Genomic DNA, 25,357 nt, shown 5'->3' with positions numbered 1-25,357 from the left:
TTTAATTTTCCTCTTTAAAACTAAAAATTGAATTTGGATCAACTCTTTCATCAAACCATTGAACTCCCCAATGCAAATGCGCACCGGTTGATCTTCCCGTAGTTCCAACTTCTCCTATAACTTCACCTTTCTTTACTAGTTGTCCTTCACTAACAAAACTTTTACTTAAATGAAGATAAAAAGAATTTAATCCCAAACCGTGATCTAACAAAATATAATTTCCCGAATAATAAAAATTATCAGCAGAAAGATGAACTACTCCGTCTACCATTGCTTTTACCGGAGTTCCAGTGGGCGAGGCAAAATCAATTCCGTTATGCATGTTTTTTGGTGTACCATTTAAAATTCTTTGACTTCCAAATACACTTGATATTCTTGCGTTGCTAATTGGTTTTATAAATCCGCTTAAATATAATGCATCTTTTACACTTCCAACTTTTTCTCTTGCTGCTTTCGATATTTCCCTTTCCTTTTCAATTCTTGGTAATTCTTCTTTTGGAGCTTCAACATATTTTTGCTTCATTCCATTTATTCTTTGAATATTATATTTTGTTTTTTCCGGAATAAATTTTTTCAATATTGTTTTGCTTTCCAATTTAATTGTTAGCAAATGTTCGATTGAATCATTTCTATCAAATCCCATTACAAAATTTCCACTTTTATCAAATGGAATAATTTTGTCATCAAGTAGAATTTCTTTAAGATTTTCAGCATAACCAAAAACTAAATTTCCTTGTTTAAATTCTCCATTGAATTTAACTTCTTGGGCAAATAATATTATTGTTGAAAATAGTAAAAAGATTAAAGTTCTATTTACATTCATAAATTTCCATTAAATTAATGACATTAAAATTGCACAAAGCCAAGCGCCGTATGTTCCGAGTGCATATCCCAAAACAGCAAGCAAAACTCCGATGCTTGCTAACGAAGGATGAAACGCAGCAGCAATAATCGGTGCTGATGCTGATCCGCCGATATTTGCTTGACTTCCAACTGCCAAAAAGAAAAAGGGAGCTTTGATTATTCTTCCAACAATAATTAAAAGAGTTCCGTGAATTATAATCCAAATTGAGGTTATTAAAAAAAGATGATAATTTTGGAAAAAGCCGATCACGTTCATTTCCATTCCAATTATTGCAATAAGAATATAAAGAAATAAATTTCCAACTTTTGAAGCTCCGTAAGTTTCTAATTTGCGAAATTTTGTAAAACTTAATAATAATCCGCCGGATGTTGCAAAAATAATCATCCAGAAAAACTCTGATGTTAAACTGAATTTTGCAAATTGCGGAAAATTATTTTGAAAATATGGTGCAATAATATCTGCAAAGAAATGTGAAACTCCGGTTACACCAAATCCAACAGCTAAAATTGTCATCATTTTTGTGTTATCGGAAAATTCTAATTTATCGGAATGCTCTTTTTCAATTCCAAGTTCAATTGCTTTAAGTGATTTTTCATCTGCTTTAAGAAATTTATTCAATTTATCTTTTATGCCAACACCGTATAAAAGTACTGCAAACCAAATACTGTAAGTCATAACATCAATTGCAATTATTGCAGAAAAAACGGAATCATTAATATTAAAAATTTCCTTCATTGCAGTTTGATTTGCACTTCCTCCAATCCAGCTTCCGGATATTGCCGATAAGCCTCTCCAAGTTGCAAATTCACCTTCATGAATAATAAAATCCGGAAAAATTGTTGATACAATAAATAACGCAATTGGTCCGCCGATTACAATTCCGGCTGTTCCGGTTAACATCATAATTAAAGCTTTGGGACCAAGTTTTAAAATACTTTTAAAGTCAACTCCAATTGTTAGCAATACTAAACTAACGGGAAGTAAAAATCTTGAGCCGACAAAATAAAGTTTTGAATTTTCCGAGGAAATAATACCGAGAGAATTTAGTATTCCCGGAATAAAATAGCACAGCATTAGTGTCGGTACAACTTTGTAAAATTTTATCCAGAATGATTTTGTACTGCTCGAAGTTTTAAATATGATAGCAAGAATTGTTAACAGAATTGCAAAAGTTATTGCATCATTTGAAATCGGGAAAATCATATATTGTCTTAATTGTGTTAAAGAAAATTATAAATCATATTTTCAAATTACATATTTTAATTATATAAAATATTTCATTTTTCTATACAAATTATCTTTTGATAATCCCTTATAATTTCTATTGCGAAAATACTTTTTGTTTATGGGGATAAGAAAAGTATTATCTTTCCATTCAATATATTTAAATTATTATGAGAACAACTTTTTTTCAATATTTAACATTTTTTAAAACAAATTATAAATTTGTAATACAAAAATTTTTAGCAAAATTACCCGTTCCGGAATATGCTTTATTTAGTATATATGCAATTTTTATTGGCGCTGTTGCCGGAGCTGCGGCGGTTTTATTTCATAAATCAATTAGTTTTACGACAAATCTTTTTTTCAATTCAAGTACGGAAAATTTTTCATATTTATTGCCCGCTTTAGGAATGTTGATTCTAAGTTTATTAACTTACCTTGCGCCAAGTATTGCAAAAAGAAAAGGTGTTTCAGAAGTAATTAAAGCAGTTTCGCTGCGCGGCGGATTTACACCATTTAGAATTACACTGTTTCATTTTTTTGCTCCGGTAATTTGCATTGGTACGGGAAATACTCTTGGTCCCGAAGGACCAACTGCACAATTGGGCGGAGGGGTTTCAAGTAAAATTGGAAATTTATTAGGCTTATCCGATTCAAGAAGAAGAATTTTTACGGCAGCCGGTGCCGGTGCCGCAATTGCTGCAGTTTTCAATTCCCCTTTAGGCGGAATATTTTTTGCGTTAGAAATAATTTTACTTAACGATTTTCAAACTCAAACATTTTCTGCGTTAGTTTTAGCTTCCGTTACGGCGAGCGCAATTTCAAGAATTTTTCTGGGTAATCAAGCAACTTTTATTTTCGGTGATTTATCCATCGGAACTTATTCTCACTTTTATTTTTACGCAATTCTTGGAGTTCTTTCCGGATTTATTTCACTCATGTTTATAAGATATTCAGAAATTATTGATAATCTTTTTCATGAAAAAATATTAATCAAATTTCCCAGATGGATTGTTATGACCTTTGCCGGCTTGCTGATGGGAATTTTTGGTTTTTATTTTAACGGAATATTCGGAATTGGTTATGACACAATAAACAACATACTTGCATCATCTCAAATTTGGCATGTTGTTTTAATTCTGCTAATTCTAAAATTTTTCTTGGTTCCAATAGTTCTTTATTCCGGCGGCTTTGGCGGAATCTTTGCACCATCATTATTTATTGGTGCGTGCGTTGGATATTTATATTCTTTCGGATTAAATCATTTCTTCGGAATTCAACTTGACACGGTTGCATATGTTCTTGTTGGAATGGGAGCTGTTCTTGGAGGAATTAATACAATACCAATTTCAGCAATTCTTATAATTTTTGAAATGACAAAAAATCACACATTTATTCTTCCACTTATGCTGGCGGTAATTATAAGTACAACAATTGTACAAATAATTTTAAAAGGTTCAATTCACATTAAACATTTGGAGAGAGAGGGTTTTAGAATTTCCAGCGGAAAAGAAACAAACGTTTTAAAATCAATTTTTGTAGAAGATGTTATGCGTGATGAAATTTTGCTGATTCCGGAAAATACATCAATTTCTAAATTGATAAGTTTGTTATTAGAAAGTCCGCACGCTGCTTTTTATACAATAAATATAAATGGAAAATTAGTTGGAACAATAACCGAGAATGAACTTCGACCAATAATTACCGAGTATGAACAAATTCGCGATACATTAATTGCGAGCGATATTGCAAAACAAGAAGTTCTTACAGTTTTTAAAAATGATGACCTCGATCATATTTTAAAATTATTTGGAAGCAGTAATGTTGATCAATTTCCAGTTGTTTCAAATAAAGATCCGCTAAAAGCAATCGGCACAGTTTGGAGACAAGATGTAATTACAGCATACAATCAAGAAAGTTTAAAACATAATTTGGCTGATGGTTTAGCAAATGAAATTAAATCTATTGATAAAACTCACGTTTCAAAAGTTGCAGAAGGATATTCAATTGTTGAGTGTAATGTAAATTCGACTTTTATCGGAAGCACTTTGGTTGAACTTCGTTTAAGAAATAAATATGGATTAGAAGTTTTAATGATCAAACAAAAAAAATCTCTGTTCGATGAAAAATCTTCCGAACCGAAACTAATAATTCCGGATCCAAATTATGTTATAAAAGCCGATGATATACTTGTTCTGTTTGGCTCCGATGAAAATATTGCAAAAACAAATGAATGGAAATAAAAAAAATTAAATGTCAAATAACAAAATTCAAAAATCAAATAAATTTTAAAAAGCAAAATCTAAAATTCCAATAAATGTTTAATGCTACATTAAAAATATTTCTTTTCTGATTTTTTTCATATTTGTGATTTGTTTGTAATCTGCTTTTTGTTATTTGTTATTTTTTCATCAATCATTACGGAACTTAATGCAAACCTATATTGCTCTTTTTCGTGGAATAAATGTAAGCGGTCAGAAGCTAATAAAAATGGCTGATTTGAAATTACTTTTTGAAGAATTAAATTTTACAAATGTTATAACTTATATTCAAAGCGGGAACGTAATCTTCACTTCTAAAATTAGTGATTACAAAAAACTAAGTAAATTAATTTCTAATAAAATTAATGCTCAATATAATTTTGAAGTTGAGCTAATAATTAAAACTCCGGAAGATTTAAAATATATTTTAGATAATAATCCTTTCATCAAACAAAATAATAATCCAAAAAAGAATTATGTAACTTTTCTTTTTAACGAACCGACAGAAGAAAATATTTTAAATTTTAGTAAGACAGATTACGCACCGGAAGAATTTTTCATCAATAAAAATATATTTTATTTTTATTCTCCAAATGGCTACGGCAATGCAAAAATGAATAATAATTTTATTGAGAAGAAATTAAAAGTAATTGCCACAACAAGAAATTGGCAAACTGTAAATAAACTTGTTGAGCTTACGGAAATTAATAAATAACAAATTTTCAATTTCACTTGTTATGAAATAAAAATACAAAACTGTAATTCAATGAACATTATTATTCTTTCGGAAAAAGACCGCTTAAATGAAAATCAATATAGAATTGATGATGAAAGATATTCACATATTATAAATATTTTAAATTCTGAGTTAAACGATTTTGTTGAAATTGGTTTGCTGAACAACAAAATTGGTATAGCAAAAATAATTTTAATTGATGAGAAAAAATTAATTTTAGAAATTGTTGAATTATATGAATGTGATAAATCAAAAATTAGTATTGATTTAATTTGTGCTTTACCGCGACCGCAGACTTTAAAAAAAGTGTTATCAATTTCTGCAACGATGAGAGTGAGAAATTTATTTTTTATCAAATCGGAAAAAGTTGAAAAAAGTTATTTTCATTCACCACTTTTATTTGAAGATAATTATACAAAATATTTAGTAGAAGGATTAAGTCAAGGTAAACAGATTTTTCTTCCGAATGTTTCCTTTCATAATAAGTTTAAAATATTTTTTGAAGATGAGTTTAATTCTAAAAATTATGATAGAAAATTACTCGCTCATCCAAATTCAGAAAATAGTTTACTAAAGTTTAAATTTAGTGAAGTTAAAAATCTTGTTGTTGCAATTGGTCCGGAAGGCGGCTGGAATAATTTTGAAATTAATTTTATGCAAAATTTAGATTTTGAAAATTTCATTTTAAGCAAGAGTATTTTACGCGTTGAGAGTGCTGTTACAGCGGCATTATCTCAAATTGAGTTAATAACAAAACTTTAATTTTATGGAAATAATTAATAAAGACAATTGGAAAAGAAAAGAACATTATAATTTTTTTTCACAATTTGAAGAACCATTTTTTGGAATTGTATCGGAAATTGAATGCACTAATACTTATAAATTTTGCAAAGAAAATAAAATTCCATTTTTTGCTTATTATTTGCACAAATCCATTCTCGCAGTTAATCAAATTGAAGAATTAAAAACCAGAGTTTTAAATGATGAAATTGTTTTGTATGATGAAATTCACGCAACATCAACAATAGCGAGAGCAGATGAAACATTTGGATTTTCATTCATACCATTCAATTCCGATTTTAATATTTTCAATAATATTCTTCAGCAAGAAATTAAAAAGGTTCAAAACTCCAGCGGTTTACGTTTAACTGAAAATTCAAAAAGATCAGACGTTATACATTATTCACCTCTTCCATGGATTAAGTTTTCTGCTTTATCGCATGCAAGAAATTTTATTATAAATGATAGTGTTCCAAAATTGTGTTTTGGAAAAAAGTATGAACTAAACAACAAACTTATGCTTCCGGTTTCAGTTCATGCACATCATGGATTAGCCGATGCTTTACATGCTGCAAAATATTTTGAGCTGCTTCAAAATTATTTGATGAATAGTGAATTGTAATAATAGTTATAAATAAATATTTTTCTAAAAATTGTAAAATTTATGGAAAACCTTTTTGACGGTGTTAAAGAATTTAATTCAAATGATTTTTTAGAACATAAAAATTTATTTGAAGAACTTGGGAAAAAACAAAATCCGCACACACTTTTTATTGGCTGTTCGGATTCGCGTTTGGTTCCAAATTTAATTACGAAAACTTTACCCGGTGAATTATTTGTTATTCGAAATATTGCGAATATTGTTCCTTATTTTAGAGTATCGCAAGAATTTGCAGCTACAACCTCGGCAATTGAATATGCAATAAAAATTTTAAATGTGGAAAATATTTTAATTTGCGGACACTCAAATTGCGGCGGATGCAACGCAATGTTTTTCGATGAAAATCAATTTAAAGAAATTCCAAATACAAAAAAATGGCTGGAACTTTCTAATTCTGTAAAACAAAAAATTAATGAAATTCCGCATATACATTCTGATCATGCAAAAAGAGAATGGATGACAGAACAGCTTAATATTGTTGAACAACTTAAACATCTTCTAACTTATCCTTATATAAAAGAAAAGTTTGAGAAAAAAGAATTGAATATTTTAGGCTGGTATTACATTATTGAAACCGGTGAAATTTTTAATTACAATACAAAAATCAAACAATTTGAAAAAATAGAATAATTTTATTAATTGGAAATTATTTATGAAAAAATATTTAATAATAATTTTTATTTTTCTACTAACTTCTTCTTGCAGACAAAGTATTGATAAAGAAAAAGTTAAGAGAGAAATAGTTGAAACAGAAAAACAGTTTGAACAAATGTGCAAAGAAAAAAATATTGCAGAAGCTTTTACATTTTTTGCAGATGAAACTGCAGTAATTAAACGTGGAAATGATTCATTAATCTACGGTAAAGTTAAGATTAAAAATTATTACACAAATATTATTTATAAAAATGCAAAGGTTAGTTGGAAGCCTGATTTTATTGATGTTTCAGATTGTGGTAATCTAGCATATTCATACGGTAATTATGTTTGGAAAATTTCAAACGACAACACAACTTCTGAATTTCGGGGGATTTACACAACAATCTGGAAACGTCAATTAGATAATAGCTGGAAATATGTTTGGGATTAATTTTTGTGGGAATCAATATGGATAAAAAGGAACTAAAAAAACAATATTTGCAAAATCCTCCGGCAATGGGAATTTTTAAAGTTGAGAATTTAATCAACAAAAAAATTTTTATTGATTTTGGATTGAATGTAAAAGGAAAAATTACTGGTTGTAAATTTCAGCTTGATAACAATTCACATCCAAATAAAATATTGCAAGAAGATTATAAAAATTTTGGCGCAAATAATTTCACCTTTGAAATTATTGACTTTCTTGAACCAAAAGAAAATGATGCAAAAAATTATACCGATGAATTACAAATTTTAGAAGAAATGTGGATTGAAAAACTTCAATGTTTTGGTGATAAAGGTTACAACAAATTTAAAAGTTAATTTAGGATTACGAAATATGAAAAATTTATTTTTGTTTATTCTTATACAATTCTCAATTCTTTTTGCACAAAATGAAAAAATTGTAACCATTGAAACTCCCAATTGTAAAATTGAAGGAAGCTTGCTTTTACCATACAACACGAAAGATATTCCGGTTGCGTTAATTATTGCCGGCTCGGGTCCAACAGATCGTGATGGAAACAATTCTATGAAGAAAAATTATTCATTAAAAATGTTGGCTTACGCTTTAGAGGAAAACGGTATTGCTTCTTTACGTTATGATAAGCGCGGAATTGGAAAAAGTATTGTTCCAAATTTTGATGAAAGTAATTTACGTTTTGATAATTATATTGATGATGTAAAAAGCTGGATCGATTTTTTAGACAATGATAGTTCGTTCAATAAAATAATTGTAATTGGTCACAGCGAAGGTTCTTTGCTTGGAATGATTGCATCGCAAAATAAAAATGTTGATAAATTTATTTCACTTGCCGGAGCCGGAGAAACTGCAAATATTATTTTGAAAAAACAATTTGCAAATAGTCCAAAAGAATTTTATGAAACATCAATTAAATATTTAGAAATATTAAAACGTGGAAAAACGATTGATAGCGTTGATCAAGATTATTTTTCGCTTTTCCGACCGAGTCTTCAGCCCTATTTAATTTCGTGGTTTAAGTATAATCCGCAAGAAGAAATTGCAAAACTAAAAATCCCAATTTTAATTTTACAAGGGACAACTGATATACAAGTAAAAGAAGAAGATGCAAATTTTTTGCATAATGCAAATCCAAATTCCGAATTAAAAATTATAGATGGAATGAATCACGTTTTAAAGGAAAGTGAAATTGATTTGCAGAAAAATATGCAGACTTATTCCAATCCGGAATTACCATTAAAAGAAGGTTTAATTGATAGTATTGTTGATTTTATAATAAAGTAAACTTTATAAATTATTTTTCCTTTGTTTTAACTTCTTCAATTTTACCTTTCGTTTCGCCTAAATTTCTACCCCATTTTGAAATTTCATTTAAAATCGGAGTTAGTGTTTTCCCAAATTCCGTCAACGAATATTCAACTCGTAAAGGTACTTCCACAAAAACTTCTCTTTTAATTAAACCATCTTCTTCTAGAGATTTTAACTGCAAGCTCAACATTTTTTCAGTTATATCTGGAATTTGTTTTTTCAATTCACCAAATCGATAAGTCTTATTTTTTAAATACCATAAAACAATTGTTTTCCATTTTCCGCCAATATATTTCATTGTTAAATCCATTGCACAATGAAATATTTGTCCTTCAAGATTAATAACAAATTCTTTCCCTTTAATTATCATTTTTTCCCTACTGTTAAAATTGACAGTTATTGCAAAAATAATAAACTATACTTAGATTAGCTACTATCATTTTTATAGTAAACGAAAGGAAAATAAAATGAAAATAACAGTTTTAGGAACTGGAGTTGTCGGACAAACAATTTCGGAAAAATTAATAGAACTTGGTCATGAAATTTTTATTGGAACAAGGGAAGTTAATAACACTTTATCAAAAACAAATAAAGATAATTTCGGCAGACCACCTTTTAGTGAGTGGCACAAAAATAATAATTCTGCTAAATTAGAGACTTATTCTAATGCAGCTAAATCCGGAGAATTAATTGTAAATGCTACAAGCGGCACTGGAACTTTAGATGCATTAATACTTTGCGGTAAAGAAAATTTAGCAAATAAAATTTTAGTAGATATTTCCAATCCCTTAGATTTTTCAAAAGGAATGCCGCCAACTTTAACAATCTGCAACTCGGATTCTTTGGGTGAGCAAATTCAAAAAGAATTTCCAAAAACTAAAGTTGTGAAAACTTTAAATACACTTACCGCTCATTTAATGATTAATCCATCAATAATTTCTGGTGATCACAATTTATTTATAAGTGGAAATGATAATTCTGCTAAGGAAGAAGTTGAGCAATTATTAATATCATTCGGTTGGAAGAAAGTTAATATAATTGATTTGGGAGATATTTCAACAGCAAGGGGAACAGAAATGCTTCTTCCAATTTGGATTAGATTGTGGGGAGCTTTAGGAACACCTGAATTTAATTTCCATATTGTAAAAAAATAATAATAGAATTTATCTTAGTAGCGAATTGATTTTCAAATTCGCTACAATATTATTAATTCTCTTAAATAATATTTTTATTATTATTTTTTTTATGCTTTACATATTCAATAACTCCCGGAAGAACAGAAATTAGAATTATTGTAACTATTACAATAGAAAAATTATTTTTAACAACCGGAAGATTTCCGAAAAAATATCCGCCAAAAATAAAAAGTGCACACCACAAAATTCCGCCGACAATATTATACAAAATAAATTTTGAGTATGTCATAGCTCCAACGCCCGCAACAAAAGGAGCAAAAGTTCTAACTATTGGAACAAACCTTGCAATTATAATTGTTTTGCCGCCGTGTTTTTCATAAAACTTATGCGTTCTATCTAAATATTCTTTTTTAATAAAACGAGAATCTTTTTCAAATACTTTTGGACCAATATATTTTCCAATCCAATAATTTACTGTATCTCCAAGAATTGCCGCAACTGTAAGAATTAAAAATAAAATTGTAACATCAAAAGAACCTAAAGCTGCAAAAGTTCCCGCAGCGAAAAGTAGCGAATCCCCCGGTAGAAAAGGCGTAACAACTAATCCGGTTTCAGCAAAAATTACTAAAAATAAAATAAGGTATGTTACTGTTCCATACTGTAAAATTAATTCGTTAAGATGTACATCTAAGTGAAGAAAAAGATCAATTAAATATTTTATTGTTTCCATAAATTAAATATCTTCCACATAATTAAGATCGTTGCCAAAAGTTTCTTTTAAATGATATGCCGAAAAGAATGCAATTATTACACTTAGAATTCCCACAATTAATGCGGAGTTTATCATTCCGAAATTGCCGCGTAAATATTCAAACAAAAATGTAATTGGAACTACAGAACCCCTAATAAAATTAGGCACCGTTGTAGTAACTGTTGATCTGATATTTGTCCCAAATTGTTCTGAAGCAATTGTTACAAAAACAGCCCAATATCCAATTGCAATTCCTAAAGCAACACATAATCCGTAAAAATAATTTACGGTAAAATTTGAAGAGAAAAGATAAACTATTATAAACACTAATGTTAGAAAAATAAACATCATAATAATTTTTTTTCTGCTCTTTAAATATTGACTCAAAAATCCGCTTGCAAAATCACCAAAAATTAATCCGATGTAAGTAAACATAATTGCTTTGCCCGCAGAAATATCTCCTTTTGCTCCAAGCACTTTTCCAAACTCCGGCGAAAAAGTAATAAGCACGCCAACCACGTACCAAATCGGCAATCCAATTAGAATGCAATTCAGATAACGTAAAAATCTTTCGCGAGAAGTAAAAAGTTTTATAAAATTTCCTTTTGAAACATGAGAATCTTTAATTGTTTTGTACATTCCGGATTCAAACATTTTAATTCGCATAACTAATAAAATCAATCCAAGAATTCCGCCGATTATGTATGAAGTCTGCCAAGTAAAAAGTTCGGCAACAATTGCTGCGCCAATTGCTCCGCTAACGCCGATTGTTGCAACAATTGCAGTTCCGTAACCTCGTAATTCTTTTGGTAAAATTTCGCTAATTAATGTTACCGCCGCGCCAAGTTCTCCGGCTAATCCAATTCCCGCAAGTAATCTTAAGAAAGCATACATTTCTATATTCGTAACAAAAGCATTTGCAATATTTGCAATTGAGTAAAGAAAAATAGATCCGAATAATACTGAAAGTCTTCCCTTTTTATCGCCGTAAATTCCCCAAAAAATTCCGCCGATTAGCATTCCCGTCATTTGCATATTTAAAAGAAATACGCCGTTTTTAATTAAACCTTCTCCAGCATAACCCAATTCTGTTAAGCTTGGAACGCGTACAATTCCGAAAAGTATTAAATCATAAATATCTACAAAATACCCAAGTGCAGAAACAAGAACAGTTGTATTCATAACTTGGGATAATTTACTTTTGCTTATAGTTTCCATAAAGTTTAAATTTTGTGACAAAAACTATGCTTAATTTGTTTGATAACTTAAAACTTTTTTATAATAAATGTTATTAAAATTTTACTTTAAGATTTTACCGAAATCTTGAAATCAGTAACTTAGAATTATTGCGGTAGTTATTATTAACAAAATATTTTGAATTTTATATTTTTTTAAAACTTTAGAGATACGATCTTTCAAAAAGATCACATCTTTAAATAGAAATACATTAGGTGAAATTTGAAATTAACCGAACATTATAACAATCTCTTTTCTGATTTTGTAAACAAACTAAAATTTTCAAATGTAGAAGTTGATAATCAACTTTTTTCCAAAGCAGATAATAGATATGGAATTACGCTTGTTATTGTTCCGCCGGAAATTGTAAAACAAAATATTCAGCAATTTGTGAGCGAATTAAAAATTATTGAACCCGAACAATATTATTATAGAAATTCTGATATTCACATAACTGTAATGTCGGTAATTTCTTGTTATCAAAATTTTAGTTTGGATAAAATAAAAATTGAAGATTATTTAGAAGTTATAAAAAAAAGTTTAATAAATATTAAAAATTTCTCAATAGATTTTAACGGAATTACGGGAACTCAATCCGCAATTATGGTTCAAGGATTTCCATCGAATAATTATCTAAATATTTTAAGAGATAATTTGAGAAAGGAGTTTGCTTCAACAAATCTTGAGCAGTCTTTAGATAAACGATACGCAATTCAAACGGCACATTCAACAGTTGTAAGATTTAGAAATGAAATTCAACATAAAGAAAAGTTTTTACAAATTTTAGAAAAATATAGAAATCATGAATTTGGAAAATTTGATGTTGAAGAAATAATTTTCGTCGCAAATGATTGGTATCAGAAAAAAGAAAAAGTACAAATTTTAGAAAAATTAACTTTGGAAAAATAAATGGATTTAGGAAAACTAAAATATCCGATTGGTAGATTTGTAAAACCTGAAATTATTACTTCCGAAATGAGAAACGAATTTATTGAAATAATTAAGGATTTTCCTCGTAAACTAAAAATTGAAGTTGAAAATTTAAATGATGAACAACTTAACACTCAATACAGACCGGATGGCTGGACAGTTAGACAAGTTGTAAATCATTGCGCTGATAGTAATATGAATAGTTTGATTAGATTTAAATTAGCATTAACAGAAAATAATCCAACAATAAAACCATATTTTGAAGATCGATGGGCGGATTTGGAGGATAGTAAAAATTTTCCTATTAGTTCAGCTTTAAAAATGATTGAAGGAATTCACGAAAGATGGGTTGCATTATTAAACTCTTTTTCAGAAAATGATTGGAGTAAAAGTTTTTATCATCCGGAAAGTAAAAAAGAAATAAAGTTAGATGAAAACTTATCTATCTATGCATGGCACTGTAAACATCATCTTGCACATATTACTGAATTAAAGAAATCTAATAATTGGTAGAAATTAATTGAAGAATAAAAAATGAATAAATTCAAATTACTTAGAAAATTTTTAACTCATATTAATCTTGAAAAAGAGATTGATGATTTTGAAATAATTCACAAAACAATTGAGAAAGATATTGTCTTTAAGGGAACAAATTTATGGATTTTGGTTTTCGCAATAGTTATTGCTTCCGTGGGTTTAAATGTAAATTCAACGGCTGTAATAATTGGAGCAATGTTAATTTCTCCTTTAATGGGACCAATAAACGGAATGGGTTACAGCATTGCAACTTATAATTTCCCATTACTTCGTCAAGCAATTAAAAATTTTACATTTGCAGTAATTGTAAGTTTACTTGCATCAACATTGTATTTTGCAATAAGTCCAATATATAGTGCTCATTCAGAATTACTTGCGCGAACAAGTCCAACAATTTATGATGTACTAATTGCATTATTTGGCGGTTTGGCTGGAATTGTTGCCATCAGCAGCAAACAAAAAGGAAATGTAATTCCCGGTGTTGCAATTGCTACAGCTTTAATGCCTCCGTTATGTACTGCTGGTTTCGGACTTGCGTCGGGTCAATTTAATTATTTTTTCGGAGCGTTTTATTTATTTACCATAAATACAGTTTTTATTGCGCTTTCTTCAGTTATAATTTCACAAATTTTAAAATTTCCTATAAGAACAATTGTTGAAGAAATTCATAAAAAGAAAGTTAACAGATGGATTTCTATAATCATTACATTAATTATAATTCCAAGTATTTATTTTGGATATAAATTAGTTCAGAATGAAAGATTTACTGATAATGCAAATAGATATATTCAAAATATTGGAGTTTTTGAAGGAAGTTATTTATTAAAAAATGAAATTATTCCGGAAAGAAAATCAATAAAATTAATTTATGGCGGTAATCTTTTAAATGAAAACACTAAGAAAATAATTGCCGAAAAAGCTAAGGACTTTAAATTAAATGATGCAGAAATTAATTTTCAACAAGGATTTTCAATAAATCAATTTGATAAAAACGTTTCTGAAGTTGAGCAATTAAAAACAGAAATTAATAGATTAAATAATACAATTACTCAGAATCAAAAATTCTTAGATACGCTAAACAATAAATCAAAATTAGGAAAAGTTTTACTTTCAGAAATTAATTCAATTTTTCCGGAAATTATATCATGCTCATATTTTGAAACACCTATACATAGAATAGAGAAAACGGATTCTGTAAATAGTCACTTTGTTATCCTTAAAGTAAAGAATAAATCAAAGCTTTCTAATGATTCGAAAAGAAGAATTACAAATTGGCTTAATTCAAGATTGAAGACTGATAAAATAGAGTTAATTATTGAATAATTATCTAATGGGAAATTAAATTTCGATTTTAAAAAAATATTTGGTTAACTTTATAAAAAAAGTAGAATATACTTTTTAATTTAATTTTCCGAAAATAAATTTAGAGAATTATGTCACATACTAAAGAAAGATGGGGATCGCGAGTCGGTTTAGTTCTTGCAATGGCCGGTAATGCAGTTGGATTGGGAAATTTTTTAAGATTTCCAGCACAAGCTTCACAAAACGGCGGCGGCGCATTCATTATTCCGTATTTAATTTCATTTGTTGTTATGGGATTGCCATTACTCTATATTGAATGGTCAATAGGAAGACACGGTGGAAAGTACGGACATCATTCAACTCCCGGAATGTTCGACGTTATGGGAAAATCTAAATTCTTAAAATATATCGGCGTGTTCGGTTTATTTTCAAATTTAACAATAGCTGCTTACTACACTTATATTGAATCTTGGACTTTAGCTTACGTATTTCATTCAATTACCGGAACTTTTTTTGATATAAAACCCACAGTTTTTTTTCCTCAATATTTAGGTGTTCACGAATCAAGTATTTTTGCATTACCATATGAGGCTTTCTTCTTTTTTGTTGTTACCCTTCTTTTAAATGTTTGGATTCTTTCTCGCGGTTTGGCAAAAGGAATTGAAGTAGCCGCAAAAATTGGAATGCCATTATTAATTTTATTTGGAGTTATTTTAGTTATTAAAGGATTAACATTAGATACAAGCGACCCCGGAGTTGTTCAAAGTCCGTTGGTTGGATTAAATTTTGTTTGGGAACCAAATTTCAGCGGATTGTTTAATCCCACAACTTGGCTTGCTGCAGCGGGACAGATATTCTTTACACTTTCTGTTGGAATGGGTTCTATTCATTGCTATTCGGCTTACGTTAAAGAAAAGCAAGATATTGCACTTAATGCTTCATCTGCCGGATGGATGAATGAATTTGTAGAAGTAGTTTTGGGCGGATCATTATTAATTCCAATTGCAACAGCATATCTTGGACTTCAAGTTGTGCAAGCATCTACAGCCGGAGGTAGCGGTTTCGCATTAGGATTTTTAACTTTGCCAACTTTATTTAATAATTGGGGATGGTTTGCGCCAATAGCCGGAGCTATGTGGTTTGGATTATTATTTTTTGCCGGAATAACTTCTTCTCTTGCAATGGGTCAGCCAATTTTGGCTTTCTTCAATGATGAATTTAAAATTCCACGTGAGAAAGGAGCAATCTTAACCGGTTTGGCAATTTTCACATTAGGATTTATTTGTGTTTGGCTATATCCCGGTGGCTCTTTTGATGAATTCGATTTTTGGACCGGTACATTTTCGCTTGTTGTTTTCGCACTTTTAGAATCAATAGTTTTTGCTTACGTTTTTGGAATTGACAAAGGTTGGGCAGAAATTACACGCGGCGCAGATATCGAAATTCCTAATGTTTTTAAATTTCTAATTAAATTCGTAACTCCCGTTTTTATTTCAATTATTTTTATTGGTGCTGCAATAAAACCAAATGTGGATTGGTCAATTGCAATTTCAAATTTATTTTCCGGAAACGGCTGGCAATTTGCTCCGGATAGTGTGATTGGTGTAATTTTTCATGTTGGTGCAGAAAATACAAAATGGTTTATTGATGGTTTACCGACAAGAATTTTTGTACAAGATTTTACAAGAGTTTTGTTGATGTTAACATTTGCGGCAATTGCATTTATGGTTCACAAATCTTGGAAGAATAAAAAATTACTTAAAAATGGAGTGAATAAAAAATGAGTACTTCCTCTTTAATTATGATGTTATCGGCTTGGGCAGTAATTATTTTTTTTACAGTAAAATTTTTTCTTAAGATTTTGAAAACTCCGCAAAAAGAAGAATAATATTTTAAAGTGAAAAAAATGATGATTATCAATTATTTATTCGGCGGAATATTTAATTGCGTTGCCGATTGTAAACCTTTTGAGACTTCCGGAATAATTCCCAATTTAATATAAATTGGTTTTGTATGTTTTCTAATTTCCGGCAATTTTTTAGAAAACCAAAATGCCGTAATTAAACTTATAACTCCCATTAACAAAACAGCATTAGATGCGCCAATTTTTCCGGCTAAAGTTCCGGCAAGCAAGCTTCCAAGCGGTGCAGTACCCATAAATGACATTACATATAAACTCATAATTCTTCCGCGTTTATCTTCATCAACAATTGTTTGCAATAATGTATTTGAGGAAGCCATCTGCGTCATCATTCCCCAGCCGATAAAAATCATTAATGGAATTGAAAAATATAATGCTCTCGATTGCGAAAAAAATATTAATCCTAATGAAAAAACTGTTGTAGCAATTACAATAATTTTTCCCAAACCCAAAACAGTTTTACGAGAAGCTAAATAAATTGCACCAATAAAAGCTCCAATGCCGATTGCTCCAAATAAAAATCCTAAAGTACTAGCGTTTCCTTGTAAAATATCTTTGGCAAAAATGGGCATTAAAACTGTGTAAGGCATTCCAATTAAACTTAAAACTGCAATCAGCAATAACAAAGTTCTAATTGGAATAAAATTGAATGCGTAAACAAATCCTTCCTTAATTCCTTTTAATAATTTCTTATCTGAAATTTGTTTTTCTATATTTTCAAATTTCATCAACATTAATGCTATTATAACCGCAAAATAGCTTATCGCATTTATTAAAAAACAAATCCCTTCCCCAAAAGATGAGATAATAAATCCAGCAACAGTTGGTCCAATCAATCTGGAGGCATTAAACATTGATGAATTAAGTGCAATTGCGTTGGGTAAATCATCTCTGTGTTCAACTAAATCAATTACAAAAGATTGTCGCGTTGGCATATCGAATGCGTTTATCAATCCGTTAAAAATTGCAAGAAAAATTATGTGCCAAATTTGAATAACATTTGTAAGTGTCAGAAAAGCCAAAATTGATGCTTGAATTAAAGCTAAAATTTGTGTTGATAAAATTATGGAATGTTTATTATATCGATCGGCAAAAACTCCGGCAAACGAAGCAAAAATAAATGTTGGAACTTGTGCCGAGAAACTTACCAATCCTAATAAAAATGGAGAATCTGTTAATCTGTAAACAAGCCAACCTAGAGCAATTTGCTGCATCCATGTGCCAATTAGAGAAATTCCTTGTCCGCCAAAAAATAATCTATAATTTCTTGATTTAAATGCGCGCAATATATTTTTTATTGTGGGAGAATTCTCAAACATTGATATTCTAAAGACGTAAATTTTATTTTTATCAAAAAATGTAATTGAAAAATAATTTATTTATCTGCAAAAATTATAACTATTTTTTAGTGATAAAAATTATAAGAAAATATTATGCTTAATTATAATATAGTTTTAGAAAATTCTAATGTTTTACTTCGACCAATAAAATCGGTTGATTTTTACAGTTTTAAAGAAATTACGAATGAACAAAAACTTTGGTATTACTTTGCAAGCGATTTATCAAATTTAGAAGAATTAAAAAATTGGGTCGAAACTGCCGTAAATGATTTACAAAACAAAACTCGCATACCATTTACAATAATTTACAAACCAGAAAATAGAATAATTGGCTCAACAAGTTTTGGAAACTTTTCTCAAAGAGATTTAAGAATTGAAATTGGCTGGACGTGGATTTCAAAAGAGTTTCAAGGAAAAAGAATAAATGATCAAGTAAAATTTCTTATGCTGAAATATTGTTTTGAAGATTTAAATCTTAGTCGGGTTGAATTTAAAACTGATGTTTTAAATGTTCATGCAAGAATTGCATTAAAAAGAATTGGCGCAGTTGAAGAAGGAATTTTAAGAAGTCATATGTTAATGACAAATAATAGAAGACGCGATTCAATTTACTTTAGCGTTCTTAAAGATGAGTGGCAAAAATTAAAAGAATTATCATTAAAATTTGGAGAAATAAAATGATTTCAATATCAAAAAATATTTTAACAAATAGTTTTAAAATTTTTATTCTTATTTTATTTGTAACAGTAAACTCATGCTCTTCAAGTAAGAATGATTCTGATAATTGGATAAGTCTTTTTAACGGAAAAGATTTATCCGGATGGAAAATTAAATTTTCCGGACATGTGTTAAACGATAATTATAAAAATACCTTTCAAGTTAAAGACGGAATTTTAAAAGTATCTTATGATGAATACCAAAATTTTGATAATAAATTTGGTCATATTTTTTATAACAAAAAATTCTCGAATTATATTATTCGCGTTGAATATAGATTCGTCGGTAATCAAGTTGCAGGTGGACCGGAATGGGCAATTAGAAATAACGGAATAATGCTTCATTGCCAATCTCCGGAAAGCATGAGTAAAAATCAAAATTTTCCGGTTTCTATTGAAGCACAAATGCTTGGTGGAAACGGAGTTGACGAAAGATCAACTGGAAATGTTTGTACTCCAGGAACTAATATTGTAATGAAGAAAAATTTAATCACAAATCATTGCACCGGTTCAAATTCCGCAACTTATCATGGTGATCAATGGATAACGATGGAAGTTGAAGTTCATGGAAACGGAAATATTAAACATTTTGTAAATGGTAAATTGGTCCTGGAATATGAAAATCCTCAATTAGATCCGAATGATCCAGATGCGCAAAAAATTATTCCACAAGATAAAAATCTATTATTGAAAGAAGGATATATTGCACTTCAAGCAGAAAGTCATCCAACGGAATTCAGAAAAATTGAAATTCTGGAATTAGAATAATTTTATAAATCATGAAACACTTAAATGATTTATTATTTTTAGGAAATCCTAAGTTATATGAAATTTCTTCGCCGATAGAAAAATCAGAATTGCATTTAGTAAAATTTTGGGTTGAAAATTTGCATAATGTTATGGAAGAAATTCGAGCAAAATATAATTTCGGAAGAGCAATTGCCGCTCCACAGATTGGCATAATGAAAAGATTAATATTTATGAATGTTGATAAACCGACTGTAATTATAAATCCCGAATTTACTTACCTAAGTGAAGAAATGTTTGAACTTTGGGATGATTGTATGAGTTTTCCAAATTTATTAGTGAAAGTAAAAAGACATAAAGAATGTAAAATTAGATTTCTTGATGATAATTGGAATATTGTTGAACTTAGTCTACAAAATGATTTATCCGAATTGTTACAACATGAATATGATCATCTTGATGGAATTTTAGCAACAATGCGCGCAATTGATAACAAATCATTTAAGTGGCGTAATTATTAATTAATTTTTAAATACTATCTTTATGATAAATATAATTCGTACGACAGCAGATAATTCTGATTTTAATAAATTAATTGAACAACTTAATACAGAACTTCAAGAAAGATATTTTGACCAAGAAACAAAATTTGCTCCACATAATTTATTAGATAAAAATGTGAAAACTGTAATGATTTATGAAGACAATATTCCTATTGCATGCGGTGCATTTCGTGAGATTGCGGAAAATAGAAGTGTAGAAATTAAAAGAATGTTTGTTGACAAATTCTATAGATCAAAAGGTTACGGAAGAAAAGTTTTAAACGAATTGGAAAATTGGGCTAAAGAATTAAATTATGAATTTGCAATTTTGGAAACCGGAAATAATCAACCGGAAGCAATTAAACTCTATCAAAATATGGGATACGAGCAAATTCCAAATTTCCCTCCTTATGAAAATATTCCAGAAAGCATCTGTATGAAAAAAAAATTGATTTAAATCAAAAACTTTGGAAACTACTATTGACAAAATAGTTTTCATGTATTATATTGGAAACTAAAAATACAATAATAGTTTCTATAGGTTATGGAAGAAAAAGAAAAAATAGTTTCATTCTCAAAAGATAAATTTCTATCTGATGGATTTTACAAAATCACAATGGATGAAATTGCAAGCGGATTGAGGATGAGTAAAAAAACTATTTACAAATATTTCGCTTCAAAAGAAATTCTTGTGGATGCAGCCGTAAAGTTTTTCCAATCACTTGTACAAAAGAAAATAGAAGATATAATAAAAAGTGATTGCAACTCAATATTGAAAATTAAAAAATTAACAAATTTATTTGCTGAACTTTCTTTGAAAATTAATAATAAAATGATGGATGATTTAAAAAGTTTTCGTCCGGATTTGTGGCAAAATATTGATGAATTTAGAACTCGTAATATTGAAAAAATCTGGAAAAATATTTTTGAACAAGGGAAAAAAGAAGGCTACATTGTTGATTATCCAAGTGAAATAATGGTTCACGTAATTCTTGCCTCAATGCAAAAAATAATTAATCCGGCTTTTTTAATAAATCATAATCTATCAATTAGTCAAGCATTTGAAATTACTTTTGGAATGCTTATTAACGGAATTTTAACAGAAAGTGGAAAAAAATTTATAAAAAAATTGAGAAGGAAAATAAATAATGAAAAAAGTAGAATTACTCATTCCTCTTCTATTTTCAATTCTAATTATAAGCTGTGGTGATAACAGTGATGAAAATTTAATTAAAGCTACCGGAACAATTGAAGCAACATTTGTAACGCTTAGTGCAAAAGTTTCCGGTGAAATTTTGGAAATTTATTTTGATGAGGGAACAAAAGTAAATATAGGTGATACTATTTTAAAAATAGATAACGAAACTCTCCAACTTCAGCTTTTGCAAGCTTCGGCTTTACGACAAAGTGCTGAAGCTCAATTTCAGTTATTAAAAAATGGTTCGCGCAAAGAAGATATTCTTCAAGCGCAGTCAATGTTCCATCAAGCAGAAATTAGTTTGAACCAAGCAGAAAAAGATAAAGCAAGAATGCAAAGTTTACTTGAATCAAATTCAATAACTAAAAAACAATTTGAAGATATTGAAACGAAATTTGAAATTGTAAAATCACAATATTCTGCAGCAAAAGAAAATTTAAGTAAAATTAAAAATATTGCTCGACCCGAAGAATTAAAGCGTACTGAAGCTTCATTAAATCAAGCAATTGCGAATGAAAAAATAATTCAGAAGAATATAAATGATTGTTATGTAGTTTCTCCAATAAATGGATTTGTTGTAGAACAATTTTATGAGAAAGGTGAAACTGTTGCACCAATGTCATCAATTTTGAAAATAGCAGATTTAGAAAAAGTGAATTTGGATATTTATGTAAATGAATTGGAATTACCAAAAGTTAAGCTAAACCAAAAAGTAGATGTTTTTATTGATGCTTATGACGATAAAACTTTTTCTGGAAAAGTAGTTTATATTTCACCGGAATCTGAGTTTACACCAAAAAATATTCAAACTCCGGATGAACGAACAAAGTTAGTTTTTAAAGTTAAAGTAGAAATTAATAATCCAAATTTTGAATTAAAAAGCGGAATGCCGGCAGATGCGGAAATTATTTTATAATAAAACGAAAGTATAAAAATGAAAGAATTATATACTGAAATAATAATAAATACTTCACCCGAAAAAGTATGGAAAGTATTTTCTGATTTTGCAAATTATCCCAATTGGAACCCATTTATCATCAAAGTTGAAAATGAAGTAAAATTAAACAATAAAATAAAAATTGTTTTGCAACAACCGAATGGAAATTCAATGAAATTTAACCCAACTATTTTAGACTATGAAAATAATAGAAAATTAAGATGGTTAGGAAAATTGTTTGTTGCTGGTTTATTTGACGGTGAACATCAATTTGAATTAATTGATAATCATGATAATACAACAAAATTTATTCAGAAAGAAAAATTCAAAGGAATTTTAGTACCATTGTTTGCAAAGTCTTTGGAAAGGGAAACAAAACTTGGATTTGAACTAATGAACAGAGCTCTAAAAGATATGTGCGAAAAGATCTAAATCAAAATGGATCAAATAATCAAAATCGAAAACTATTCAAAAATGTACGGTAATATTTCCGCTGTGAACAATATTTCATTTTCTGTTAACAAAGGAGAAATGTTTGGTTTGGTTGGTCCGGATGGTGCCGGAAAAACAACAACAATAAGAACATTATGCGGATTATTAAAACCGGATAATGGAAATATTTCATTGTTGAATTTAGATATTCAGAAAAACAAAAAAGAAATTCAAAATAATATTGGTTACCTATCGCAAAAATTTAGTTTGTACGAAGATTTAACAATTGATGAAAACATAGAATTTTTCGCAGAAATTCATAACGTTAAAAATTATAAAAACAGAAGAAACGAACTTTTGGAATTTACTCGATTGATAGATTTTCGAAATCGTCAAGCTGGAAGACTTTCCGGAGGGATGAAGCAAAAACTGGCATTGGCTTGCAGCTTAATTCACAAACCTAAAATATTATTTTTAGATGAACCAACAACTGGAGTTGACCCGGTTTCACGGAGAGATTTTTGGAAAATACTTTCCAATTTACTTAAAGAAGAAATTACAATTTTTATGTCAACGCCATATTTAGACGAAGCCGAACGCTGTAATAGAGTTGCATTAATGAACAACGGCAAAATAATTGCGCTGGATTCTCCACAAAATGTTAAAGAATCAATAAATAAAAAAGTGATAGAAATTGTTTGCGATGATGTACGAATTGCAGCAAAATTAATCAAAGAATATTTTGGAATGGATGTCCAACTTTTTGGTGATAGAATAAACACAATTGTAAATAATGCCGATGAGGATTTTAAAAAGTTAGAAAAATTGCTGACTGAAAATAATATTAAAATAACTGATCACAGAACAAACATTCCATCTTTGGAGAATGTTTTTATTCACTTAGTAAACAATGAAAATTTATCGAGTTCAAAATGAAAAATAAAATTTTTATAATATTCCTAATTTCATCATTTAATTTATTTGCTCAAACTGATTCATATTCTCTGCAAGAAATTATTCAGTTAGGAATTCAAAACAGTAAAACATTAAAAATTTCTGATGCGAAATTACTTTCAGCTTCAGCAAAAGTTAATGAAATTAATTCGCAAAGATTTCCGCAGTTAAAATTTAATGCATCCTATATGCGATTGAGTGATGTCCCTCCTTTTGAAATTTCTATGTCGTTTTTACCAAATCCAATTAGAATTCAAGATGCAATTTTAAATTCATATAATTTCAAACTATCATTACAGCAGCCAATATTCACGGGCTTTAAGTTGTCATCGTTAAATTCTGCCGCAAATTATAACTTAGAAGCTTCTGAATTGGAATATTCGAAAGAAATAAACGAAGAAACATTTAAAATGATTTCAGCATTTTGGAATGTTTATAAAATTGATAATGCAAACAAAATTCTTGAAGAAAATTTAAAGAGCTTAGAATCTCATATAAATGATTCGCGTAATTTTTTAGAAAATGATTTAATCACAAAAAATGATTTATTAAAATTAGAAGTTCAAAAATCTACCGTTGAATTAAAGAAAATTGAAGCTGAGAATTCTCTTGAAATTGCAAAAGCAGTATTAAAGAAAACAATTGGAAATGATTTATCAGATAAAATAGAAATTAAAACTGAAGAAATTATTTTTAAAGAAATAAATTTGGATTTTAATAATTTATTAAATGAAGCAAAATCAAATCGACTTGAAATTCAATCATTATCAAAAAAGTTATCCGCTGGTAAAGAACAATTAACGGCAAGCAAATCCGGATGGTATCCTTCAATATTTTTAATTTCTGATTTTTATTACAGTAGACCAAACCAAAGAATTTTTCCGCAGAAAGATCAGTTTGATGATACTTGGGATGTGGGAATTTCACTAAGCTGGGACATTTGGAATTGGGGTTACAATTCATCACAATCTCAGCAAGCGGAAAGTAATTTAATTCAGTTGGAAACAACTAAAGCACAAATTGAAGACGCAATTGAAATTGAAGTTTACAACACATTCTTGCAGTTTCAATCGGCAATAAAAAAAGTTGAGCTAAATAAATTAACATTAGAACAAACTGAAGAAAATTATAGAATTACAAATGATAAATATTTAGTGCAGTTAGTTAGTTCAACGGATTTGATTGATGCAGAAACTTCTCTTTATTCGGCAAAAACTGAACTGTTAAATTCTTTAATCGACTACGAATTAGCAAAAATTAAATTAGATAAAGTTGTTGGGAAGAAAATCTATTAAAAAAAAGTATGCAGAATTCAGAATACAGAAACCAGCTGGTAAGAGGAAAATATGATTGAGAAAACAAAAATTTTCACTGACTTAATTGTTTGGCAAAAGGCACATGAGTTTGTACTTCAAGTTTATAAGATAACTTCGGAATTTCCTAAATCGGAAATTTTTGGTTTAACTTCTCAATTCAGAAGAGCTGCTATTTCAATTCCAGCTAATATTGCAGAAGGTTATAAGAAACGTGGACATAAAGATAAATTAAATTACTTAAATATTGCGCAAGGTTCGCTAGAGGAATGTAGATATTATTTAATTCTAACTAATGATTTAAATTTCGCAAATACAGATCAAATTAATTCTCAACTTATTGAAGTAAGCAAATTATTAACTAAATACTCAGATGTAATTCGAAATTCAAATAACTGAATTCTGAATACTGC

General features: G+C 28.9%; 29 protein-coding genes. 23 read left to right on the top strand and 6 right to left on the bottom strand.

The window, feature by feature from the left end:
* Position 1 precedes the first annotated feature (1 nt).
* A complete protein-coding gene (locus IPH62_08065) occupies positions 2-823 on the bottom strand; it encodes a M23 family metallopeptidase (GenBank protein ID MBK7105224.1) in 822 nt (273 codons plus the stop codon).
* 9 nt (positions 824-832) lie between these two features.
* Complete coding sequence (locus IPH62_08060; GenBank protein MBK7105223.1) at positions 833-2,068, bottom strand: DUF819 family protein; 1,236 nt, start codon at positions 2,066-2,068, stop codon at positions 833-835.
* A 191-nt stretch (positions 2,069-2,259) separates the two neighbouring features.
* Between IPH62_08060 and IPH62_08055 the strand changes: the two genes are divergently transcribed.
* From IPH62_08055 to IPH62_08020, 8 genes are all read left to right on the top strand, one after another.
* The gene (locus IPH62_08055; protein ID MBK7105222.1) at positions 2,260-4,332 is read left to right on the top strand and encodes a chloride channel protein; all 2,073 of its coding nucleotides are present in this window, start codon (positions 2,260-2,262) and stop codon (positions 4,330-4,332) included.
* 187 nt (positions 4,333-4,519) lie between these two features.
* Positions 4,520-5,065 (top strand): DUF1697 domain-containing protein, encoded by a 546-nt coding sequence (locus IPH62_08050; GenBank protein ID MBK7105221.1) that lies wholly within the window; start codon positions 4,520-4,522, stop codon positions 5,063-5,065.
* 51 nt (positions 5,066-5,116) lie between these two features.
* Complete coding sequence (locus tag IPH62_08045) at positions 5,117-5,848, top strand: 16S rRNA (uracil(1498)-N(3))-methyltransferase (GenBank protein MBK7105220.1); 732 nt, start codon at positions 5,117-5,119, stop codon at positions 5,846-5,848.
* 4 nt (positions 5,849-5,852) lie between these two features.
* Positions 5,853-6,488, top strand: a complete 636-nt coding sequence (locus tag IPH62_08040; protein MBK7105219.1) for a chloramphenicol acetyltransferase — start codon at positions 5,853-5,855, stop codon at positions 6,486-6,488.
* A 42-nt stretch (positions 6,489-6,530) separates the two neighbouring features.
* The gene (locus IPH62_08035) at positions 6,531-7,157 is read left to right on the top strand and encodes a carbonic anhydrase (GenBank protein ID MBK7105218.1); all 627 of its coding nucleotides are present in this window, start codon (positions 6,531-6,533) and stop codon (positions 7,155-7,157) included.
* Positions 7,158-7,179: 22 nt separating this feature from the next.
* Positions 7,180-7,614 (top strand): nuclear transport factor 2 family protein, encoded by a 435-nt coding sequence (locus tag IPH62_08030; protein MBK7105217.1) that lies wholly within the window; start codon positions 7,180-7,182, stop codon positions 7,612-7,614.
* A 17-nt stretch (positions 7,615-7,631) separates the two neighbouring features.
* Positions 7,632-7,985 carry a GIY-YIG nuclease family protein gene (locus tag IPH62_08025; protein ID MBK7105216.1) on the top strand — a complete coding sequence of 118 codons (354 nt, stop codon included), beginning with the start codon at positions 7,632-7,634 and terminating at the stop codon, positions 7,983-7,985.
* Between the two features lie 16 nt (positions 7,986-8,001).
* Positions 8,002-8,928: an alpha/beta hydrolase gene (locus tag IPH62_08020; GenBank protein ID MBK7105215.1), complete on the top strand. Its 927-nt coding sequence runs from the start codon at positions 8,002-8,004 to the stop codon at positions 8,926-8,928.
* Positions 8,929-8,938: 10 nt separating this feature from the next.
* On the opposite strand, the gene IPH62_08015 is transcribed toward IPH62_08020, so the two are convergent.
* Positions 8,939-9,322 (bottom strand): winged helix-turn-helix transcriptional regulator, encoded by a 384-nt coding sequence (locus tag IPH62_08015; protein MBK7105214.1) that lies wholly within the window; start codon positions 9,320-9,322, stop codon positions 8,939-8,941.
* A 97-nt stretch (positions 9,323-9,419) separates the two neighbouring features.
* On the opposite strand from IPH62_08015, the gene IPH62_08010 reads away from it, so the two are divergent.
* Positions 9,420-10,106 carry an NAD(P)-binding domain-containing protein gene (locus IPH62_08010; GenBank protein MBK7105213.1) on the top strand — a complete coding sequence of 229 codons (687 nt, stop codon included), beginning with the start codon at positions 9,420-9,422 and terminating at the stop codon, positions 10,104-10,106.
* A 61-nt stretch (positions 10,107-10,167) separates the two neighbouring features.
* Here the strand turns inward: IPH62_08010 and IPH62_08005 are convergent, their stop codons facing one another.
* Entirely contained in the window at positions 10,168-10,818 is a 651-nt protein-coding gene (locus tag IPH62_08005) for a DedA family protein (protein ID MBK7105212.1), read from the bottom strand.
* Positions 10,819-10,821: 3 nt separating this feature from the next.
* A complete protein-coding gene (locus IPH62_08000) occupies positions 10,822-12,057 on the bottom strand; it encodes an MFS transporter (GenBank protein ID MBK7105211.1) in 1,236 nt (411 codons plus the stop codon).
* Between the two features lie 240 nt (positions 12,058-12,297).
* Here IPH62_08000 and IPH62_07995 point away from each other — a divergent pair, with 240 nt between their 5' ends.
* The 4 genes from IPH62_07995 (at position 12,298) to IPH62_07980 (ending at position 16,628) form a co-directional block, all read left to right on the top strand.
* On the top strand, positions 12,298-12,984 hold the full coding sequence (locus tag IPH62_07995; GenBank protein MBK7105210.1) for a mutarotase: 687 nt from the start codon (positions 12,298-12,300) through the stop codon (positions 12,982-12,984).
* Positions 12,985-13,518 carry a putative metal-dependent hydrolase gene (locus tag IPH62_07990; GenBank protein ID MBK7105209.1) on the top strand — a complete coding sequence of 178 codons (534 nt, stop codon included), beginning with the start codon at positions 12,985-12,987 and terminating at the stop codon, positions 13,516-13,518.
* Positions 13,519-13,539: 21 nt separating this feature from the next.
* Positions 13,540-14,865, top strand: coding sequence for a DUF389 domain-containing protein (locus IPH62_07985; GenBank protein MBK7105208.1), 1,326 nt, complete (start codon positions 13,540-13,542; stop codon positions 14,863-14,865).
* 110 nt (positions 14,866-14,975) lie between these two features.
* Entirely contained in the window at positions 14,976-16,628 is a 1,653-nt protein-coding gene (locus tag IPH62_07980; GenBank protein ID MBK7105207.1) for a sodium-dependent transporter, read from the top strand.
* Between the two features lie 136 nt (positions 16,629-16,764).
* Here the strand turns inward: IPH62_07980 and IPH62_07975 are convergent, their stop codons facing one another.
* Positions 16,765-18,084 carry an MFS transporter gene (locus IPH62_07975; protein MBK7105206.1) on the bottom strand — a complete coding sequence of 440 codons (1,320 nt, stop codon included), beginning with the start codon at positions 18,082-18,084 and terminating at the stop codon, positions 16,765-16,767.
* Between the two features lie 114 nt (positions 18,085-18,198).
* Between IPH62_07975 and IPH62_07970 the strand changes: the two genes are divergently transcribed.
* The 10 genes from IPH62_07970 (at position 18,199) to IPH62_07925 (ending at position 25,343) form a co-directional block, all read left to right on the top strand.
* Positions 18,199-18,786, top strand: coding sequence for a GNAT family N-acetyltransferase (locus IPH62_07970; protein MBK7105205.1), 588 nt, complete (start codon positions 18,199-18,201; stop codon positions 18,784-18,786).
* Positions 18,783-19,589, top strand: coding sequence for a DUF1080 domain-containing protein (locus IPH62_07965; protein MBK7105204.1), 807 nt, complete (start codon positions 18,783-18,785; stop codon positions 19,587-19,589). The genes IPH62_07970 and IPH62_07965 overlap by 4 nt, the downstream gene beginning before the upstream one ends.
* Positions 19,590-19,600: 11 nt before the next feature.
* Positions 19,601-20,089, top strand: a complete 489-nt coding sequence (locus IPH62_07960) for a peptide deformylase (protein MBK7105203.1) — start codon at positions 19,601-19,603, stop codon at positions 20,087-20,089.
* A 22-nt stretch (positions 20,090-20,111) separates the two neighbouring features.
* The gene (locus IPH62_07955; GenBank protein MBK7105202.1) at positions 20,112-20,567 is read left to right on the top strand and encodes a GNAT family N-acetyltransferase; all 456 of its coding nucleotides are present in this window, start codon (positions 20,112-20,114) and stop codon (positions 20,565-20,567) included.
* 87 nt (positions 20,568-20,654) lie between these two features.
* The gene (locus tag IPH62_07950; GenBank protein MBK7105201.1) at positions 20,655-21,320 is read left to right on the top strand and encodes a TetR/AcrR family transcriptional regulator; all 666 of its coding nucleotides are present in this window, start codon (positions 20,655-20,657) and stop codon (positions 21,318-21,320) included.
* On the top strand, positions 21,259-22,224 hold the full coding sequence (locus tag IPH62_07945; protein MBK7105200.1) for an efflux RND transporter periplasmic adaptor subunit: 966 nt from the start codon (positions 21,259-21,261) through the stop codon (positions 22,222-22,224). Before IPH62_07950 ends, IPH62_07945 begins: the two co-directional genes overlap by 62 nt.
* A gap of 18 nt (positions 22,225-22,242) precedes the next feature.
* The gene (locus IPH62_07940) at positions 22,243-22,677 is read left to right on the top strand and encodes an SRPBCC domain-containing protein (protein ID MBK7105199.1); all 435 of its coding nucleotides are present in this window, start codon (positions 22,243-22,245) and stop codon (positions 22,675-22,677) included.
* Between the two features lie 6 nt (positions 22,678-22,683).
* On the top strand, positions 22,684-23,613 hold the full coding sequence (locus IPH62_07935; protein ID MBK7105198.1) for an ABC transporter ATP-binding protein: 930 nt from the start codon (positions 22,684-22,686) through the stop codon (positions 23,611-23,613).
* On the top strand, positions 23,610-24,926 hold the full coding sequence (locus tag IPH62_07930; GenBank protein MBK7105197.1) for a TolC family protein: 1,317 nt from the start codon (positions 23,610-23,612) through the stop codon (positions 24,924-24,926). The genes IPH62_07935 and IPH62_07930 overlap by 4 nt, the downstream gene beginning before the upstream one ends.
* A 51-nt stretch (positions 24,927-24,977) precedes the next feature.
* On the top strand, positions 24,978-25,343 hold the full coding sequence (locus tag IPH62_07925) for a four helix bundle protein (GenBank protein ID MBK7105196.1): 366 nt from the start codon (positions 24,978-24,980) through the stop codon (positions 25,341-25,343).
* Positions 25,344-25,357 lie beyond the last annotated feature (14 nt).

The sequence above is a fragment of the Ignavibacteriota bacterium genome, assembly GCA_016708125.1.
In the GTDB taxonomy this organism is placed as follows: Bacteria; Bacteroidota; Ignavibacteria; order Ignavibacteriales; family Melioribacteraceae.
The sequence above is the reverse complement of the archived record's forward strand: the minus strand, read 5'-3'. Positions and strand labels throughout refer to the sequence as shown.

Coding starts and splice junctions, on each gene's coding strand:
- IPH62_08065 (MBK7105224.1), bottom strand. CDS start 823: ATGAATGTAAATAGAACTTTAATCTTTTTACTATTTTCAACAATAATA.
- IPH62_08060 (MBK7105223.1), bottom strand. CDS start 2,068: ATGATTTTCCCGATTTCAAATGATGCAATAACTTTTGCAATTCTGTTA.
- IPH62_08055 (MBK7105222.1), top strand. CDS start 2,260: ATGAGAACAACTTTTTTTCAATATTTAACATTTTTTAAAACAAATTAT.
- IPH62_08050 (MBK7105221.1), top strand. CDS start 4,520: ATGCAAACCTATATTGCTCTTTTTCGTGGAATAAATGTAAGCGGTCAG.
- IPH62_08045 (MBK7105220.1), top strand. CDS start 5,117: ATGAACATTATTATTCTTTCGGAAAAAGACCGCTTAAATGAAAATCAA.
- IPH62_08040 (MBK7105219.1), top strand. CDS start 5,853: ATGGAAATAATTAATAAAGACAATTGGAAAAGAAAAGAACATTATAAT.
- IPH62_08035 (MBK7105218.1), top strand. CDS start 6,531: ATGGAAAACCTTTTTGACGGTGTTAAAGAATTTAATTCAAATGATTTT.
- IPH62_08030 (MBK7105217.1), top strand. CDS start 7,180: ATGAAAAAATATTTAATAATAATTTTTATTTTTCTACTAACTTCTTCT.
- IPH62_08025 (MBK7105216.1), top strand. CDS start 7,632: ATGGATAAAAAGGAACTAAAAAAACAATATTTGCAAAATCCTCCGGCA.
- IPH62_08020 (MBK7105215.1), top strand. CDS start 8,002: ATGAAAAATTTATTTTTGTTTATTCTTATACAATTCTCAATTCTTTTT.
- IPH62_08015 (MBK7105214.1), bottom strand. CDS start 9,322: ATGATAATTAAAGGGAAAGAATTTGTTATTAATCTTGAAGGACAAATA.
- IPH62_08010 (MBK7105213.1), top strand. CDS start 9,420: ATGAAAATAACAGTTTTAGGAACTGGAGTTGTCGGACAAACAATTTCG.
- IPH62_08005 (MBK7105212.1), bottom strand. CDS start 10,818: ATGGAAACAATAAAATATTTAATTGATCTTTTTCTTCACTTAGATGTA.
- IPH62_08000 (MBK7105211.1), bottom strand. CDS start 12,057: ATGGAAACTATAAGCAAAAGTAAATTATCCCAAGTTATGAATACAACT.
- IPH62_07990 (MBK7105209.1), top strand. CDS start 12,985: ATGGATTTAGGAAAACTAAAATATCCGATTGGTAGATTTGTAAAACCT.
- IPH62_07985 (MBK7105208.1), top strand. CDS start 13,540: ATGAATAAATTCAAATTACTTAGAAAATTTTTAACTCATATTAATCTT.
- IPH62_07980 (MBK7105207.1), top strand. CDS start 14,976: ATGTCACATACTAAAGAAAGATGGGGATCGCGAGTCGGTTTAGTTCTT.
- IPH62_07975 (MBK7105206.1), bottom strand. CDS start 18,084: ATGTTTGAGAATTCTCCCACAATAAAAAATATATTGCGCGCATTTAAA.
- IPH62_07970 (MBK7105205.1), top strand. CDS start 18,199: ATGCTTAATTATAATATAGTTTTAGAAAATTCTAATGTTTTACTTCGA.
- IPH62_07965 (MBK7105204.1), top strand. CDS start 18,783: ATGATTTCAATATCAAAAAATATTTTAACAAATAGTTTTAAAATTTTT.
- IPH62_07960 (MBK7105203.1), top strand. CDS start 19,601: ATGAAACACTTAAATGATTTATTATTTTTAGGAAATCCTAAGTTATAT.
- IPH62_07955 (MBK7105202.1), top strand. CDS start 20,112: ATGATAAATATAATTCGTACGACAGCAGATAATTCTGATTTTAATAAA.
- IPH62_07950 (MBK7105201.1), top strand. CDS start 20,655: ATGGAAGAAAAAGAAAAAATAGTTTCATTCTCAAAAGATAAATTTCTA.
- IPH62_07945 (MBK7105200.1), top strand. CDS start 21,259: ATGAAAAAAGTAGAATTACTCATTCCTCTTCTATTTTCAATTCTAATT.
- IPH62_07940 (MBK7105199.1), top strand. CDS start 22,243: ATGAAAGAATTATATACTGAAATAATAATAAATACTTCACCCGAAAAA.
- IPH62_07935 (MBK7105198.1), top strand. CDS start 22,684: ATGGATCAAATAATCAAAATCGAAAACTATTCAAAAATGTACGGTAAT.
- IPH62_07930 (MBK7105197.1), top strand. CDS start 23,610: ATGAAAAATAAAATTTTTATAATATTCCTAATTTCATCATTTAATTTA.
- IPH62_07925 (MBK7105196.1), top strand. CDS start 24,978: ATGATTGAGAAAACAAAAATTTTCACTGACTTAATTGTTTGGCAAAAG.